Origin of the sequence: Flavobacterium melibiosi (assembly GCF_048158545.1) — a bacterium.
Lineage (GTDB): Bacteria > Bacteroidota > Bacteroidia > Flavobacteriales > Flavobacteriaceae > Flavobacterium > Flavobacterium melibiosi.
Genome location: NZ_JBLNKU010000010.1, coordinates 1 through 18565, shown reverse-complemented (window position 1 = coordinate 18565; position 18565 = coordinate 1). Strand labels below are relative to the sequence as shown.

At 39.5% G+C, this 18565-nt stretch carries 6 protein-coding genes; 3 read left to right on the top strand and 3 right to left on the bottom strand.

Going from position 1 to position 18565, the window contains the following annotated elements; genetic code table 11:
- Positions 1-328 precede the first annotated feature (328 nt).
- Together purU and ACM55F_RS12660 are read right to left on the bottom strand one after the other, a co-directional pair.
- Positions 329-1183, bottom strand: a complete 855-nt coding sequence (gene purU / locus ACM55F_RS12665; protein ID WP_416854163.1) for a formyltetrahydrofolate deformylase — start codon at positions 1181-1183, stop codon at positions 329-331.
- 254 nt (positions 1184-1437) lie between these two features.
- The gene (locus tag ACM55F_RS12660; protein WP_416854162.1) at positions 1438-2145 is read right to left on the bottom strand and encodes a DUF4197 domain-containing protein; all 708 of its coding nucleotides are present in this window, start codon (positions 2143-2145) and stop codon (positions 1438-1440) included.
- Positions 2146-2435: 290 nt separating this feature from the next.
- Between ACM55F_RS12660 and ACM55F_RS12655 the strand changes: the two genes are divergently transcribed.
- Positions 2436-5888 carry a methylmalonyl-CoA mutase family protein gene (locus ACM55F_RS12655; RefSeq protein WP_416854161.1) on the top strand — a complete coding sequence of 1151 codons (3453 nt, stop codon included), beginning with the start codon at positions 2436-2438 and terminating at the stop codon, positions 5886-5888.
- A gap of 108 nt (positions 5889-5996) precedes the next feature.
- Here the strand turns inward: ACM55F_RS12655 and ACM55F_RS12650 are convergent, their stop codons facing one another.
- On the bottom strand, positions 5997-6215 hold the full coding sequence (locus tag ACM55F_RS12650) for a hypothetical protein (protein ID WP_416854291.1): 219 nt from the start codon (positions 6213-6215) through the stop codon (positions 5997-5999).
- Positions 6216-7565: 1350 nt separating this feature from the next.
- On the opposite strand from ACM55F_RS12650, the gene ACM55F_RS12645 reads away from it, so the two are divergent.
- Both ACM55F_RS12645 and ACM55F_RS12640 read left to right on the top strand, forming a co-directional pair.
- On the top strand, positions 7566-11555 hold the full coding sequence (locus ACM55F_RS12645) for a T9SS type A sorting domain-containing protein (RefSeq protein ID WP_416854160.1): 3990 nt from the start codon (positions 7566-7568) through the stop codon (positions 11553-11555).
- Positions 11556-12910: 1355 nt separating this feature from the next.
- On the top strand, positions 12911-18565 hold a 5655-nt coding region (locus ACM55F_RS12640), incomplete at its 3' end, for an HYR-like domain-containing protein (protein WP_416854159.1).

Sequence of the window (18565 nt, the reverse complement as noted above, 5' to 3'; positions counted from 1 at the left end):
AAATAATACAAATGTTCACTTTGGTGTTATCGTCTGGTCACATCTGAAAAAGAACACAGATAACACGGATTGAACAGATTAACACCGATTTAAATAAGTGTCATAATCAAGTTCGCCTTTTAATATTATAATCAAAAAAATCTGTGACAATCCGTCTAATCTGTAAAATCTGTGTTCTATACTCTGTATAAAAATTTATGCTCACACCGCAGCACTTTGGAGAACATTTTATTATTACAGACAAGATTCTTAAATTCTATGGGGTTTCGGCTCCCTCTCCTTTGGAGAATTCCGTCCCGACCCTTCGGGATCGGGAGGGGTGAGGATTCTAAGAAAACACCACCGTTTTGTTACTAAACACCATCGTTTTTCGCTCCGCATGCAGTTTTATGGCTCTAGCCAAAACCATGCGTTCCAAATCACGCCCTTTCATAATAAAATCTTCTATAGAATGGCTGTGCGAAACTCGGGCAATATCCTGCTCAATAATCGGACCTTCATCTAATCCTTCGGTCACATAATGACTGGTGGCTCCAATAATTTTTACACCGCGTTTAAAAGCAGAATGATAGGGTTTTGCGCCAGGAAATGCAGGAAGAAACGAGTGATGAATGTTGATAATCTGATTTTTGTACTGAGCAATCAAATTAGGTGTGATAATCTGCATGTAGCGTGCCAAAACAATAAAGTCAACATTATACAGCTTCAGTAAATCCAACTGTTTTTGTTCGCCTTCGGCTTTTATATCTTTAGTGAAAGGAACATAATGAAACGGAATAGAAAAACGTTCCGCCACTGATTTTAAATCCTCATGGTTGCTTATAATCAAAGGAATTTCAAGAGGCAATTCACCAGCACTGTACCGTCCTAAAATATCATACAAACAATGGTCGTATTTAGAAACAAACAAAGCCATTTTTGGTTTTTCGTCTTGGGTATACATTTCCCAAGACATCTTAAAAGGATTTGCTAAATTAGCTTGAAAATCGGTCTTTATCGCTTCAATATCCCAATTTTTAGCGCTGAACTCACATTCCAAACGCATGAAAAATACATTTTCATCGGCATCAACATGTTGGTCCAGATAGATTATATTACCGTCAATTGAGGCAATATAATTAGTAACAGAGGCAATAATTGCTTTTTGGTCTTCGCAATGTATAAGTATGGTAATTTTTTGCATTTTATGTATCTCTTTCGACTTGAGTGTTTATGTTTAAAAATAGGTAATCTATTCAGGTTCGTTTTACCACTAAAAAATCAAACACTATTTCCGAAAAGGCGCAAAGTCACAAAGAAAAAATAAGTTTTTGAACGTATTAAATAATTAAATTATCTCAAAAATAGATTCTTTGATTTGTGCCTTTATGCCTTTGTGGCAAAAATTAGCTTAGTGCTTGTGCTGCTGAATGGTTACAAAAATAGCTAATATTCAAATTATATCTTGTCCTGCATCGCAAAAACCCTTTGCAATAAAACAGATGTTCTGGAACTTAAATTGGTTCTGATATTTTTTTCTTCAACGGCAACCATTTTGAAAACGCCATTCATCGCTTGATTGGTAACATAATCAGTCAAATCTGGATTCACTTTGTTTACTAATGGAATGCTGTTGTATTTTGTAATAATGTTAGACCAAACTTTATCGGCACCTACTTTAGTGAATGAATTTTTTATCACTGGATTAAATTTTCCGTACAAAGCTGTTGAGGTGCTATTTTGTAAATAAGTAGTCGCTGAACTTTCATTTCCCATCAAAATCGATTTGGCATCCATAAAAGTCATGTTTCTAACGGCGTCAACAAATATTGGTGTCGCTTCCTTAACCGCGTCTTCAGCGGCACGATTCAATACTTTCAAACCTTCATCAGCCAATGAACTCAAACCAATTTTTCTCAAACCAGCGTCCACTTTTCTCAATTCTTCCGGCAATAAAATTTTTACGGCTTCATTTCTGTAAAAACCATCGGTGGCAGTCAATTTTGTTACCTGTTTCGAAATTCCATTATTCAACGCTTCCTTCAATCCTCCGGCAATATCAACACCGCCAATTCCTTGCGTTTGCGGTAATTGATTCAGAACCTGCTGCATTTCGGCACAACTGGAAAGTGATACCACCGCCACTAAAATTAAAATTTTTTTCATCTTAAATTGTTTTTATAAATTTACCTTATCAATTCGGCCTATGACTTGTGTCAAAAGTACTACTTATTCAAAAATAAAGCCACGATTTTATTTAGGAGCACAAACTTTAGGATTTATTAAGGAACAGTTATCCCGCTGTCCGCTGTATCCTCGCTGAAAAAGCGAGGGATGCCGCTTTCATCGGGGCTAAATAACAAAATCCTTGCTTATTTATCAACAACTATGACCGACATTGAATAATTTTTAAAATAAAATCGTAAATTGCACTCTTAAATTATCATATTCATAAAATGGAGCAAGTAAAACCCTATATACCTAATAATAAAGTAAGAATTGTAACCGCAGCAGCCCTTTTTGATGGTCATGATGCGGCAATCAACATCATGCGTAGGATTATTCAATCTACCGGTGTTGAGGTAATTCATTTAGGTCACGATAGAAGTGTGGAAGAAGTGGTCAATACAGCGATTCAAGAAGATGCCAATGCTATTGCCATAACATCGTATCAAGGTGGTCACAACGAATATTTCAAATACATGTACGACTTGCTTCAAGAAAAAGGAGCAGGGCAAATCAAAATATTTGGTGGTGGTGGTGGTGTAATTCTGCCATCTGAAATTGCCGAATTACAAGCGTACGGAATTACGAGAATTTATTCTCCCGATGACGGACGTGCTATGGGATTGCAAGGAATGATAAATGATTTAGTGGAACGTGCAGATTACGCTATTGGAGATCAACTAAGTGATGAAATCAATCATTTGGAAGAAAAAAATCCAAAAGCCATTGCCCGTATTATTTCATCAGCAGAGAATTTTCCTGATCTAGCGGCCAAAACATTGGAAGCAATTCATAAAAAAAATGAAAATTGTACGATTCCGGTTCTTGGAATTACGGGAACGGGTGGAGCAGGAAAATCATCGTTGGTAGATGAATTAGTGCGTCGTTTCCTTATAGACTTTCCAGAAAAAACGATCGGGTTAATATCAGTAGATCCATCCAAAAGAAAAACGGGTGGAGCATTGCTTGGAGATAGAATCCGAATGAATGCGATCAATAGTCCTAGAGTTTATATGCGTTCCTTGGCCACACGTCAATCGAATTTGGCTTTGTCAAAATATGTTGCCGATGCAATTCAAGTAATTAAAGCTGCAAAATATGACATCATAATTTTGGAGACTTCCGGAATCGGGCAATCCGATACGGAGATTATGGATCATTCTGATGTTTCCTTATATGTAATGACACCAGAATTTGGTGCTGCGACTCAATTGGAAAAAATCGACATGCTTGATTTTGCTGATTTGGTGGCAATAAACAAATTCGACAAACGCGGTTCTCTTGATGCATTACGAGACGTGAAAAAACAATACCAACGCAACAATAATCTTTGGGATGCTAATTTAGATACACTTCCTGTTTTTGGGACGATTGCTTCGCAGTTCAACGATCCGGGAATGAATACGCTTTACAAAGCGATAATGGATAAAATCCAGGAGAAAACGAATTCTGATTTGAAATCAACGTTCCAAATCACTCGCGAAATGAGCGAGAAAATATTCGTTATTCCACCACACAGAACCCGTTATTTATCTGAAATTGCCGAAAGCAACAGAAAATATGATGTGACGGCGGTAAGTCAAGAACAAGTAGCTCAAAAATTATACGGAATTTTTAAAACGATTGAATCGGTTGCTAAAAAAATCCCCGAATTGAACAAGACAGGAATTAATGATGATTCTGTTTTACCAAGCGCTTTGGAATCTGAAAAACCGGGTGTTGCTGAGGATAGAATCTTTTTGAATCTTTTACTGAATCAATTCGATAAAGTAAAAATGGATTTGGATCCGTATAATTGGGAAATCATTTTGACTTGGGACGAGAAAGTAAACAAGTACAAGAATCCAGTTTATACGTTTAAAGTTCGTGATAGGGAAATAAAAATGGCGACGCATACAGAGTCACTTTCACATTCTCAAATCCCGAAAATTGCGTTACCAAAGTACAAAGCTTGGGGTGATATTCTACGTTGGTGTTTGCAGGAAAATGTACCTGGAGAATTTCCTTTTACCGCAGGTTTATATCCGTTTAAACGGGAAGGAGAAGATCCTTCTCGCATGTTTGCTGGAGAAGGCGGACCGGAACGAACCAATAAACGTTTTCATTATGTAAGTGCTGGATTGCCTGCAAAACGATTGTCAACGGCTTTTGACAGTGTAACTTTATATGGGAACGATCCTCATGTACGTCCTGATATCTATGGAAAAATCGGGAATGCAGGAGTTTCGATTTGTTGTTTGGACGATGCTAAAAAATTATATTCTGGTTTTGATTTGGTTCATGCGATGACTTCGGTGAGTATGACTATTAATGGTCCGGCACCCATGTTGTTAGGATTTTTCATGAACGCTGCTATAGACCAGCAATGTGAGTTTTACATCAAAGAAAATGCTCTTGAAAAAGAAGTCGAAGAAAAAATCAATAAAATTTACACCAAAAAAGGAGTTGAAAGACCGCATTATCAAGGCGATTTACCCGAGGGAAACAACGGTTTAGGGTTGCTGCTTTTGGGCGTTACCGGAGATCAGGTTTTACCTTTGGAAGTGTATAATGATATCAAAGCAAGAACCTTATCTCAAGTTCGTGGAACGGTTCAAGCTGATATTTTGAAAGAAGATCAAGCGCAAAATACTTGTATTTTCTCCACTGAATTTGCATTGCGATTGATGGGGGATGTACAGGAATATTTCATTACTAAGAATGTGAGGAACTTTTATTCGGTTTCCATTTCGGGGTATCACATTGCCGAAGCGGGTGCAAATCCTATTACGCAATTGGCTTTCACACTATCGAATGGTTTCACGTATGTGGAATATTATTTGAGTCGAGGCATGAATATCAATGATTTTGGACCAAATTTATCCTTCTTTTTCTCGAATGGAGTAGATCCGGAATATGCCGTTATAGGTCGTGTGGCACGTAAAATTTGGGCGAAAGCCATGAAAAATAAATATGGAGCTAACGAACGCGCCCAAATGTTGAAATACCACATTCAGACTTCCGGGCGTTCTTTGCACGCACAGGAAATAGATTTCAATGATATTCGTACGACTTTACAAGCGTTGTATGCTATTTACGATAACTGTAATTCCTTGCATACCAATGCGTATGACGAAGCAATCACAACACCTACGGAAGAATCTGTACGTCGTGCGATGGCGATTCAATTGATTATTAATAAAGAATTAGGTCTGGCTAAAAATGAAAATCCAATTCAAGGTGCTTTCATCATCGAAGAATTAACAGATTTAGTGGAAGCTGCAGTTCTTCTGGAATTCGATAGAATTACCGAACGTGGCGGCGTTCTTGGTGCCATGGAAACGATGTACCAACGAAGTAAAATTCAAGAAGAAAGTTTGTATTATGAGACTTTGAAACATACAGGTGAATTTCCAATTATTGGTGTGAATACATTCTTGAGTTCCAAAGGTTCTCCAACAGTAATTCCAGCCGAAGTAATTCGTGCCACCGAAGAAGAAAAACAATATCAAATTGATATGTTGAACCACTTACACCAATCCAATCAGGATTTAGTGAATGAGCATTTGAATACGCTTCAGGAAGCTGCTATTAAAAACGAAAATTTATTCGAACATTTGATGGAAGCGACAAAGGTTTGTTCTTTGGGACAAATTACTGCTGCATTATTTGAAGTGGGTGGGCAATACAGACGTAATATGTAATTACAACTCTATTTGTAATTACTGCTATATAAATTATATGATAAAGAAAAAAACAGCTCAATTTGAGCTGTTTTTTAGTTAATACAATAAACTTTTTTTTCTCAAAGGTTAATCTACATTTGCCAATTTAATGTTTCTATTCGTTGGCTTGTAAACTTCCGAAATTGCTTTGTTTGTTAAAATCGACTTTTCTTCAGAAATAATAATTTCATGTTTTACTTTTTTTAGATTGTTTTCCACAACCAAAAAATAAGTTCCAACAGGTAATTCATCTAAATTATATCTTCTTACGATTCCTTTCTCACCTGTTGCATTTTCGGTGTAGATTAAGTTATCCTTATCATCATAAAAAGATACAGTAACTTTCTTGATTTCATTTAGAGAAAAGCTAATTACATTTCCTTCACCTTTTTTACATTAAGTAAAAAATCACCGTCGATTGCATACGAACTCATACTAGTCATTGCCACTACCAACAATACACTTAATTTTAAAATCTTTTTCATAATACTAATTTTTAAATTAATAATTAAAATTTATAAGGCTAAATTACTTCAATGAGATGTGCTGGAACACAGCTGGTTTTTCTGATTTATGCACTATTTTATCATTTACGAAAACGATTTCTGTTGAAAACACAAGTGTTCTATGTGTCTGTATGTTAGTATTTTATAAATTAAAAAAAATGAAATATTAATTTTAATGACTGAATCTACCAAAAAATAGAGACTAATCAGTACCCGATATTTGCATTAGAATCAAAGCCATCTCAACACTAGTGAGGTGGCTTTATTTTATCTGGCATGAATGTTTTTTTGGGAATATTTGACTACTAAATAATCTTTATGAAAAGGACTTTGGAGTAATTAAGAGTCTTTTTTAATATCATTTTCAGTTTGTCCCAAGATTTCTGTAGAATAAAAATTAACGTTTTGAAATCCTTGAGATATTTCTAAAATCTAAAGAAAGGGAACATTTTTAATATTATCAATAATTGTCCAAATTGTTCATCAAAAAATCAATAGAATTGTAATAACGTGATTAAAGTGTAAGAGCTATTTATTGCTTTTAACATTGTTTTTTAATTAACAAAAATTATGTAATAAAAATATTAAATACTTGATAATCAGACTATTAACAAGTGTTTGAGTATTAATATTTTATTGCCGTAAAGCTTTTCTTAGCGAACAGTGTTCTTTATCGGGAATAATAGAATGTTGTCTTGTTTAGGCCTGTTTTTTTTCCTTTTTTTGGTGTAATACCTAACTTTGGTTTAACAGAAATTTATTTGATTTAGGTTGTTTATCAAGCAACTCTAAGGTTAATGAAAGGATTTTTTTGTTCCCCAAAATAAAATATCCTTTGGATGATGGACTACTTCATTAAATTATTTTTTGAAGATGTTTCGTTTTTCTGCAAGTTTTCTCCCCCGAGTCTGAAAACTTTTGCTCTATACCTATTTCGTTAATTTCAATGCTAATTGTTTTAGTGTATCTTTTGTAATTGACTATCTGGTTGATAAAGAATTTAGTTATTGTTTCCCACAATAAAAATCCTTTGAATGATGGTGTACTTCATAAATGTATTTATGAAGGTGATTTGTTTTATCTACAAGTTTTCTCCTCAAGTCTGTAAACTTCTTTTTTTTCTAATTTATGACGTAAAAATACTTTTATCATGGAAAAATTTATTTTTTATAAGATAAAAAGTGTGCGAGAATATTGTCTCACTTTTTCCTGGCGTTTTAATGCAGGTTTTTCAAAGTTTAATTTTAGAACTCCCATTAATCGACTATCATTGCGATGCCTCAATTGTTGGAGTCAATCGCTTGCTTTGTCCCTTATGTTGGGAGTGATTCTTATGACGGGTTATACGTCTAATGCACAGTCGATTACGGGTATAGTTCCCGTACAGACTCCCGCTGGAGGTTCTGGGGTTGATGGAGATGCCTTTGCTCACACTCCTGTTACTGCTCCTTTTGGTAATGGTACTAGTAGTACTGTTGGCGACTTGTTTGACGGTGTTCATCCTACCGGTACTCATGGTGTACTTGACTTAACAACCGGTGATCTCCTGTACCCCGGCTTCACCTTTTTCCTGCAGGATCCTTATATAAATGATAAAACTATATTCACCCTTTCTAATAAAATTGATGATAACCCCGGTGATCCAGATGGGTCAGGTCCTTTAAAAGGAGGCTATACTTGGGGAGCAGGATCATCGCCTAACAAGAATGAAATCCAAAATTGCGGGGCGCATTTTTCTTATGGTGCGCCGGCATTGGGAGGATCATTGACTGATTTGTGGTGTCTTTTTGCCGGTGACCGTCAGGTAACCAATGGAAGCAGTTACATTGATTTCGAGTTTTTACAGAAACCTTTAATTATTACCGGTGCCATCTTAGGTGATTTTAATCCCCAAACAGGTACTACACCAATCACTGGTGGAAGTGGCGGATTTATTTCTGACCCAACACTCATTGGCGGTGTACTTGTTTCTAACCCAGCCATCATGGCTACTGGTGGTCGTACTGAGGGTGACGTTTTGGTCACCATCGAATTTCAACAAGGTGGTGGCGATGCTAACGCTTCGATTCGAATATGGACAGAAACAGCACCCGGGGTTTTTAAATATGTGATCCATCCCAACTCTGAGTTTTTGGGTGAAATTTTTATTACCCAGAATACTGCGATTACCCATGTGCCCTTTGACGTATATGGAAGCGACCCTCCTGGTCTCCCTAATACTGGTGGTGATTATGCCGTGAATCAATGGGCCGAGGGTGCCGTTAATCTTACGCAAGTGTTCGGTGGGGTGGTTGATGAGTGTTTTGTAATCAGTACTTTGTTTATTAGAACAAGGTCTTCGGGAAATTCAAATCAATCAGAATTAAAGGATTTTCCGGGAGCTCCCATTCAATTGAATTTGTGTACGGACCAAACTGATCCGACGATTTCAGCATTGCCAGGGCCAACAACTGTTGAGTGTCCCGGTACCCCATCTTTTGCAACACCGACAGCGGATGATAATTGTGGAGTTAAATCACTAACTTTTGCCGATGTAAGAACTCCAGGCAGTTGTCCTCAGGAATACAGTATTACAAGAACCTGGACAGCAACTGATAACTGTGATAATACTGCAACAGCTTCACAAACGATAGGTGTGACAGATAATACAGCACCGGTGCTTTCATCATTGCCAGCGCCAAGTACTATTGTATGTCCAGCAACCCCGTCATTTGCAACCCCAACCGCAACCGATGCGTGTGATGCAAGTATTACACCGACTTTTGCCGATGTAACTACACCAGGTGCTTGTCCACAGGAATATTCAGTAACCAGAACCTGGACCGCTACTGATGATTGTGGCAACAGTTCCACTGCTTCGCAAACCATTAGTGTAGAGGATAATACCGCTCCAGTGCTTTCAGCATTGCCAGCACCAAGTTCTATAGAATGTCCTGCAACTCCAGTATTTACTATACCAACCGCAACCGATGCGTGTGATGCAAGTGTTACACCAACTTTTGCTGATGTAACTACACCTGGCAGTTGTCCTCAGGAATATTCAGTAACCAGAACTTGGACCGCTACTGATGATTGCGGCAACAGTTCCACTGCTTCACAAACCATCAGTGTAACGGATAATACCGCTCCAGTGCTTTCAGCATTGCCAGCACCAAGTTCTGTAGAATGTCCTGCAACACCAGTATTCACTACACCAACCGCAACCGATGCGTGTGATGCAAGTGTTACACTGACTTTTGCCGATGTAACCACACCTGGCAGTTGTCCACAAGAATATTCAGTAACCAGAACCTGGACCGCTACTGATGATTGTGGCAACAGTTCCACTGCTTCACAAACTATTGGTGTAACGGATAATACCGCTCCAGTGCTTTCAGCATTGCCAGCACCAAGTTCAGTAGAATGCCCTGCAACGCCAGTATTTACTACACCAACCGCAACCGATGCGTGTGATGCAAGTGTTATACCGACTTTTGCTGATGTAACTACACCTGGCAGTTGTCCACAGGAATATTCAGTAACCAGAACCTGGACCGCTACTGATGATTGTGGCAACAGTTCCACTGCTTCACAAACTATAGGTGTAACGGATAATACCGCTCCAGTGCTTTCAGCATTGCCAGCCCCAAGTTCTGTAGAATGTCCTGCAACACCAGTATTTACTACACCAACCGCAACCGATGCGTGTGATGCAAGTGTTACACCGACTTTTGCCGATGTAACTACACCTGGCAGTTGTCCACAGGAATATTCAGTAACCAGAACCTGGACCGCTACTGATGATTGTGGTAACAGTTCTACTGCTTCACAAACTATAGGTGTAACGGATAATACCGCTCCGGTGCTTTCAGCATTGCCAGCCCCAAGTTCTGTAGAATGTCCAGCAACACCAGTATTTACTACACCAACCGCAACCGATGCGTGTGATGCAAGTGTTACACCGACTTTTACTGATGTAACTACACCTGGCAGTTGTCCACAGGAATATTCAGTAACCAGAACCTGGACCGCTATGGATGATTGTGGCAACAGTTCTACTGCTTCACAAACTATAAGTGTAACAGATAATACAGTGCCAACAATCACTTGTGTAGCGGATAAAACAATTGAATGTAATGCAGCATTTAATTTTGATCCGCCAACAGCTACTGACAGTTGTAGTGGTACTGCCACTATTAGTATTGTTAGTACGGTGACCAATGCGAATGGAAGTCAAACGCGAACTTGGAAAGCAACAGATGCCTGTGGTAATGAGTCTGCTCCTTGTAGCCAAACCATTAGTGTGACTCCTTGTGCTCACATCTTCCCAACACAGACTACTTGTTGCCATTATAGTACTGGAACAGCTATTGGATTATACAATGTATGTACAACTGTTAGCGGTACAACAGTAACTAATGCTATACCGGGTGTGTTCTTCTACTATTCAAATGTTACTGCACCAGCAGCTAACTTTACAATTGTAGTGAAACAATCCAATGATGGTGATTTAAATAAACTGTTTAGTATTCAAAACTCAAGTCAGCTTCGTTTGTTTACAAGCAGTTGTGAAAGCGTGACCTTTACAGGAAGTCTTATTAATGGAGGAAAAGATGCAAGTTATTCCGTGACAGGAGCTACTCCGGGAGCAATCTATATTGTTTCGGTGAAATACGATGTGAAATCAATCATTGGTGCTGTTTATACTGGTGCTGATTTGGTTAGCAAATATACTTTCGCAAGCTTCATTAATGGCTCACTTACAGCTGCCCTAGGAAGTACTGGAACTATAGATGCTGTTGCAGGTTGTTCAGACAATACTCCATTACCTGGAAGTTGTTCAATTACAGCAAAAGCTCCTAGTACTATAGATGTCGCTCCTATAGACGCAAAAATAGAAAATGTAGGTTTTGACGCTTATCCAGTTCCTTTCAAAGACCAGCTTACCATTAAATATAAATTTGATTATACATCTGATGTGAAAATCGAACTATTTAATGCCCAAGGTATTTTGGTACTTTCAAAAACTGATACTCATAGTTATTTGAACAAAGAAATTACGCTAAACCTTAAAGCAAATAAAGGACAAGAGCAAGTTTATATTGTAAAAGTAACTACTAACAGAGGAATCAGTACGAAAAAAGTAATGTCTTCAAAATAGATTTTAAATAATTGTCTAATCCTTAAAAAAGGAATCAAAGGGATTAGGGTATAAAAGTAAACCTCGAAAGTTTTTATTTTCGAGGTTTATTTTTGCTGTTTTTAATTGAGTTTTAAAATGTTTTTATGAAACAAATTTTTTAGTTGATAAAAATATTTTTTTGTTACCCGAAATACAATAACCTTTGGATGATAGAGTATTTCATAACTATTTTGTATCATTTCTATTATACCAAAGCAAACGGATTATTCGTCAATATTTGTATTAAACTTAAAACCATCCCAATTCTTTTGAGGTGGTTTTGATTTTAGCTTTAATATAAATTTTGGTTTTTTATTATCATTTTGTTCCTATATTTTGAAAAAATGAAATCAATATTTTAATTTTTTTATGATTGTTTCTTAAACCTTAAAAAAGCGAATCAATTTTAATAATTTAAAGATTATCAATAATCTCGTGAAATTGTTATTAAAAAATCAGTATAAATGCAATTAATTCGATTAATGTACTAGGGTAATTTGTCGCTTTTAACATTATTTTTTAATTAACAAAATTTAAGTAATAAATTTATTAATTAATTGAAAATCAATTAGTTAACGAGTTGTTTAGTATTAATATTTTATTGCTGTAAAGCTTTTCTTAGCGAACCATGTTCTTTGTCGGGTATAATAGAATGTTGTCTTGTTTAGCTTTGTTTTTTTTTCATTTTTTAGTGTAATACCTAACTTTGATTTAACAAAAAATAATGATTAAGTCATTTTATATGAGTGACTTATGGTATTTATAAAAGGATTTTTTTGTTCCCTACAATAAAATATCCTTTGGATGATGGAGTACTTCATAAAATTGTTTATTGAAGATGTTTCGTTTTTTGCAAGTTTTCTCCCCGAGTCTGAAAACTTTTGTTTCATCCTATTTTTTTAATTTCAATGCCAATTGTTTTAGATTAAGTTTTTAGGATTGTTTTTTTAAGCGACTATTCTGGTTGGTAAAAGAATTTAGTTATTGTTCCCCGCAATAATAATCCTTTAGATGATGGAGAACTTCATAAATGTGTTTATGGAGGTGTTTTATTTTTCTGCAAGTTTTCTCCCCGAATCTGAAAACTTTTGTCTCATCCTAATTTTTTTAATTTCAATGCTAATCGCTTTAGATTAGAGTTTTTGGACTGCTTTTTTAAACGTTATCTAGTTTGATAAAAGAATTTCGTTGTTGTACCACGCAATAATAATCTTTTGAATGATGGATTACTTCATAAACGTGTTTATGAAGATGTTTTATTTTTCTACAAGTTTTATTCCCAAGTCTGTAAACTTCCGTTTTTTTCTAATTTATGATATAAAAATACTATTATTATGAAAAAGAGTACGATTTTCGATTTTTTCGATTTTTTATTCTGTAAAATAATTAATTGCTTTATAACGAAAGGCGTTATTTCCAAATTAGATTTTTTAAAATTTAAGGAGAGCGTTTCAATTGATTATTTGTCAGAATTGCGACCTTATCGTTGGCGCCAGTGGTGTGTTTTACCTCTTGTTTTAGGGGCAATTCTAATGACGGGCCATACGGTTAATGCACAGGGGTCTATTCAAGGGATAGTACCTGTACAACATCCCATTGGCGGTTCAGGAGTTGATGGCGATGCCTGGGCCCATGAACCTATTAGTTCTATATATGAAAATGTAGGAGACTTATTTGACAGACTTTACGATCCTGTCAGCAACCCAACTCATACGGTTAATCATGGTGTACTTGATTTAACAACTGGAGCACTTCTTTATCCTGGCTCCACTTTTTTCCTACAGGATCGTTATCAAAATGATCTAACCATATTCACCCTCTCCAATAAAATAAATGATAATCCCAGCACTTATACATGGGGTGCAGGATCTTCGCCAAACAAAAATGAAATCCAAAACGCAGGTGCTCATTTTAGTTATGGTGATAGCACTATACGGGGGGGTGATGGTACTGGTGCATTTGGAGACCCAGATGATTTGTGGTGCCTTTTCGCCGGAGATCGCCAGGTAACTAATGGGAGCAGTTATATTGATTTCGAGTTCTTACAGAAATCCTTAACGATTAATGGTGCCACATTCGGTCCTATAGATCCAGCTACTGGCACTGCCCCAATTACTGGTGGTAGTGGTGGATTTACGACTGAAGGAACACAGGGAGGTCGAACAGTAGGCGATATTTTAGTTACCATCGAATTTACCCAAGGGGGTGGTGACGCCAATGTCGTGATTCGGAAATGGACAGAAACAGGGGCGGGATCATATGAATATATAATTGTGCCCAACGATGCTCCCGGTGTTGTAGGTAATATTTATTGTACCAATAACACCGTTACTACTACGGTTCCTTTTGATGCATATGGAACTAATCCAGGGACTTATGCTCCAAATCAATGGGCTGAAGGCGCTATCAATCTTACAAAAGTGTTCGAAGCGACTAATAATCCCTGCCTAGTTATCAGTACGCTGTTTATTAGAACAAGATCTTCAGGAAGTTCATCCCAATCGGAGTTAAAGGATTTTCCTGGAGCTCCAATTCAATTGAAATTGTGCACAGATAAAATTGCGCCAGTAATTGCTGCTTTACCAGCTCTATCAACTATCAATTGTCCAGCACTGCCTGCCTTTGCGCAAGCTACTGCAACTGATAATTGTGAAGTTGTTTCTTTAACTTTCAATGATGTGACTACCCCAGGCAACTGTGCCGGAAATTACAGTGTAACCCGAACATGGACTGCTACAGATGATTGTGGAAACTTCTCCACCGCTACGCAAACCATCAATGTTCAGGATATTACTGCGCCGGTAATCGCTGCTTTACCAGCTCCATCAACGATCAATTGTCCAGCACTGCCTGCCTTTGCGCAAGCTACTGCTACTGACACTTGTGATGCATCGGTAACGTTGACTTTCAATGATGTGATTACCCCAGGCAACTGTGCCGGAAATTACAGTGTAACCAGAACATGGACTGCTACAGATGATTGTGGAAACTTCTCCACCGCTACGCAAACCATCAACGTTCAGGATATTACTGCGCCGGTAATAGCTGCTTTACCAGCTCCATCAACGATCAATTGTCCAGCACTGCCTGCCTTTGCGCAAGCTACTGCTACTGACACTTGTGATGCATCGGTAACGTTGACTTTCAATGATGTGACTACCCCAGGCAACTGTGCCGGAAATTACAGTGTAACCCGAACATGGACTGCTACGGATGATTGTGGAAACTTCTCCACCGCTACGCAAACCATCAATGTTCAGGATATCACTGCGCCGGTAATCGCTGCTTTACCAGCTCCATCAACAATCAATTGTCCAGCACTTCCTGCCTTTGCGCAAGCTACTGCTACTGACACTTGTGATGCATCGGTAACGTTGACTTTCAATGATGTGACTACCCCAGGCAACTGCGCCGGAAATTACAGTGTAACCAGAACATGGACTGCTACAGATGATTGTGGAAACACAACTACCGCTACGCAAACCATCAATGTTCAGGATATCACTGCACCGGTAATCGCTGCCTTACCAGCTCCATCAACAATCAATTGTCCAGCACTTCCTGCCTTTGCGCAAGCTACTGCTACCGACACTTGTGATCCAGAGGTAAGGCTGACTTTCAATGATGTGACTACACCAGGCAACTGCGCCGGAAATTACAGTGTAACCAGAACATGGACTGCTACAGATGATTGTGGAAACACATCTACCGCTACGCAAACCATCAATGTTCAGGATATCACTGCGCCGGTAATCGCTGCTTTACCAGCTCCATCAACGATTAATTGTCCAGCATTGCCTGCCTTTGCGCAAGCTACTGCTACTGACACTTGTGATGCAGAGGTAAGGCTGACTTTCAATGATGTGACTACACCAGGCAACTGTGCCGGAAATTACAGTGTAACCCGAACATGGACTGCTACGGATGATTGTGGAAACTTCTCCACCGCTACGCAAACCATCAATGTTCAGGATATCACTGCACCGGTAATCGCTGCTTTACCAGCTCCATCAACGATCAATTGTCCAGCATTGCCTGCCTTTGCGCAAGCTACTGCTACTGACACTTGTGATGCAGAGGTAAGGTTGACTTTCAATGATGTGACTACCCCAGGCAACTGTGCCGGAAATTACAGTGTAACCCGAACATGGACTGCTACAGATGATTGTGGAAACACATCTACCGCTACGCAAACCATCAATGTTCAGGATATCACTGCGCCGGTAATCGCTGCTTTACCAGCTCCATCAACAATCAATTGTCCAGCACTGCCTGCCTTTGCGCAAGCTACTGCTACTGACACTTGTGACCCAGAGGTAAGGCTGACTTTCAATGATGTGACTACACCAGGCAACTGTGCCGGAAATTACAGTGTAACCCGAACATGGACTGCTACGGATGATTGTGGAAACACATCTACCGATACGCAAACCATCAACGTTCAGGATATCACTGCACCGGTAATCGCTGCCTTACCAGCTCCATCAACGATCAATTGTCCAGCACTGCCTGCCTTTGCGCAAGCTACTGCTACTGACACTTGTGATGCAGAGGTAAGGCTGACTTTCAATGATGTGACTACACCAGGCAACTGTGCCGGAAATTACAGTGTAACCAGAACATGGACTGCTACAGATGATTGTGGAAACACATCTACCGCTACGCAAACCATCAATGTTCAGGATATCACTGCGCCGGTAATCGCTGCTTTACCAGCTCCATCAACGATCAATTGTCCAGCACTGCCTGCCTTTGCGCAAGCTACTGCTACTGACACTTGTGACCCAGAGGTAAGGCTGACTTTCAATGATGTGACTACCCCAGGCAACTGCGCCGGAAATTACAGTGTAACCAGAACATGGACTGCTACGGATGATTGTGGAAACTTCTCCACCGCTACGCAAACCATCAATGTTCAGGATATCACTGCACCGGTAATCGCTGCCTTACCAGCTCCATCAACGATTAATTGTCCAGCATTGCCTGCCTTTGCGCAAGCTACTGCTACTGACACTTGTGATGCAGAGGTAAGGTTGACTTTCAATGATGTGACTACCCCAGGCAACTGTGCCGGAAATTACAGTGTAACCAGAACATGGACTGCTACAGATGATTGTGGAAACACATCTACCGCTACGCAAACCATCAATGTTCAGGATATTACTGCGCCGGTAATAGCTGCTTTACCAGCTCCATCAACGATCAATTGTCCAGCACTGCCTGCCTTTGCGCAAGCTACTGCTACCGACACTTGTGATCCAGAGGTAAGGTTGACTTTCAATGATGTGACTACCCCAGGCAACTGTGCCGGAAATTACAGTGTAACCAGAACATGGACTGCTACGGATGATTGTGGAAACTTCTCCACCGCTACGCAAACCATCAACGTTCAGGATATCACTGCACCGGTAATCGCTGCCTTACCAGCTCCATCAACGATCAATTGTCCAGCACTGCCTGCCTTTGCGCAAGCTACTGCTACTGACACTTGTGACCCAGAGGTAAGGTTGACTTTCAATGATGTGACTACCCCAGGCAACTGTGCCGGAAATTACAGTGTAACCAGAACATGGACTGCTACAGATGATTGTGGAAACACATCTACCGCTACGCAAACCATCAATGTTCAGGATATCACTGCGCCGGTAATCGCTGCTTTACCAGCTCCATCAACAATCAATTGTCCGGCATTGCCTGCCTTTGCGCAAGCTACTGCTACTGACACTTGTGACCCAGAGGTAAGGCTGACTTTCAATGATGTGACTACACCAGGCAACTGCGCCGGAAATTACAGTGTAACCCGAACATGGACTGCTACAGATGATTGTGGAAACTTCTCCACCGCTACGCAAACCATCAATGTTCAGGATATTACTGCGCCGGTAATCGCTGCCTTACCAGCTCCATCAACGATCAATTGTCCAGCACTGCCTGCCTTTGCGCAAGCTACTGCTACTGACACTTGTGATGCAACGGTAACGTTGACTTTCAATGATGTGACTACACCAGGCAACTGCGCCGGAAATTACAGTGTAACCCGAACATGGACTGCTACAGATGATTGTGGAAACTTCTCCACCGCTACGCAAACCATCAATGTTCAGGATATTACTGCGCCGGTAATCGCTGCTTTACCAGCTCCATCAACAATCAATTGTCCGGCACTGCCTGCCTTTGCGCAAGCTACTGCTACTGACACTTGTGATGCATCGGTAACGTTGACTTTCAATGATGTGACTACACCAGGCAACTGCGCCGGAAATTACAGTGTAACCAGAACATGGACTGCTACAGACGATTGTGGAAACACATCTACTGCTACGCAAACCATCAACGTTCAGGATATCACTGCACCGGTAATCGCTGCTTTACCAGCTCCATCAACAATCAATTGTCCAGCACTGCCAGCCTTTGCGCAAGCTACTGCTACTGACACTTGTGATGCATCTGTAACGTTGACTTTCAATGATGTAACTACGCCAGGCAACTGCGCCGGAAATTACAGTGTAACCCGAACATGGACTGCTACAGATGATTGTGGAAACTTCTCCACCGCTACGCAAACCATCAATGTTCAGGATATTACTGCGCCGGTAATAGCTGCTTTACCAGCTCCATCAACGATCAATTGTCCAGCACTGCCTGCCTTTGCGCAAGCTACTGCTACTGACACTTGTGATGCATCGGTAACGTTGACTTTCAATGATGTGATTACCCCAGGCAACTGTGCCGGAAATTACAGTGTAACCCGAACATGGACTGCTACAGATGATTGTGGAAACTTCTCCACCGCTACGCAAACCATCAACGTTCAGGATATTACTGCGCCGGTAATTGCTGCTTTACCAGCTCCATCAACGATCAATTGTCCGGCACTGCCTGCCTTTGCGCAAGCTACTGCTACTGACACTTGTGATGCATCGGTAACGTTGACTTTCAATGATGTGATTACCCCAGGCAACTGTGCCGGAAATTACAGTGTAACCCGA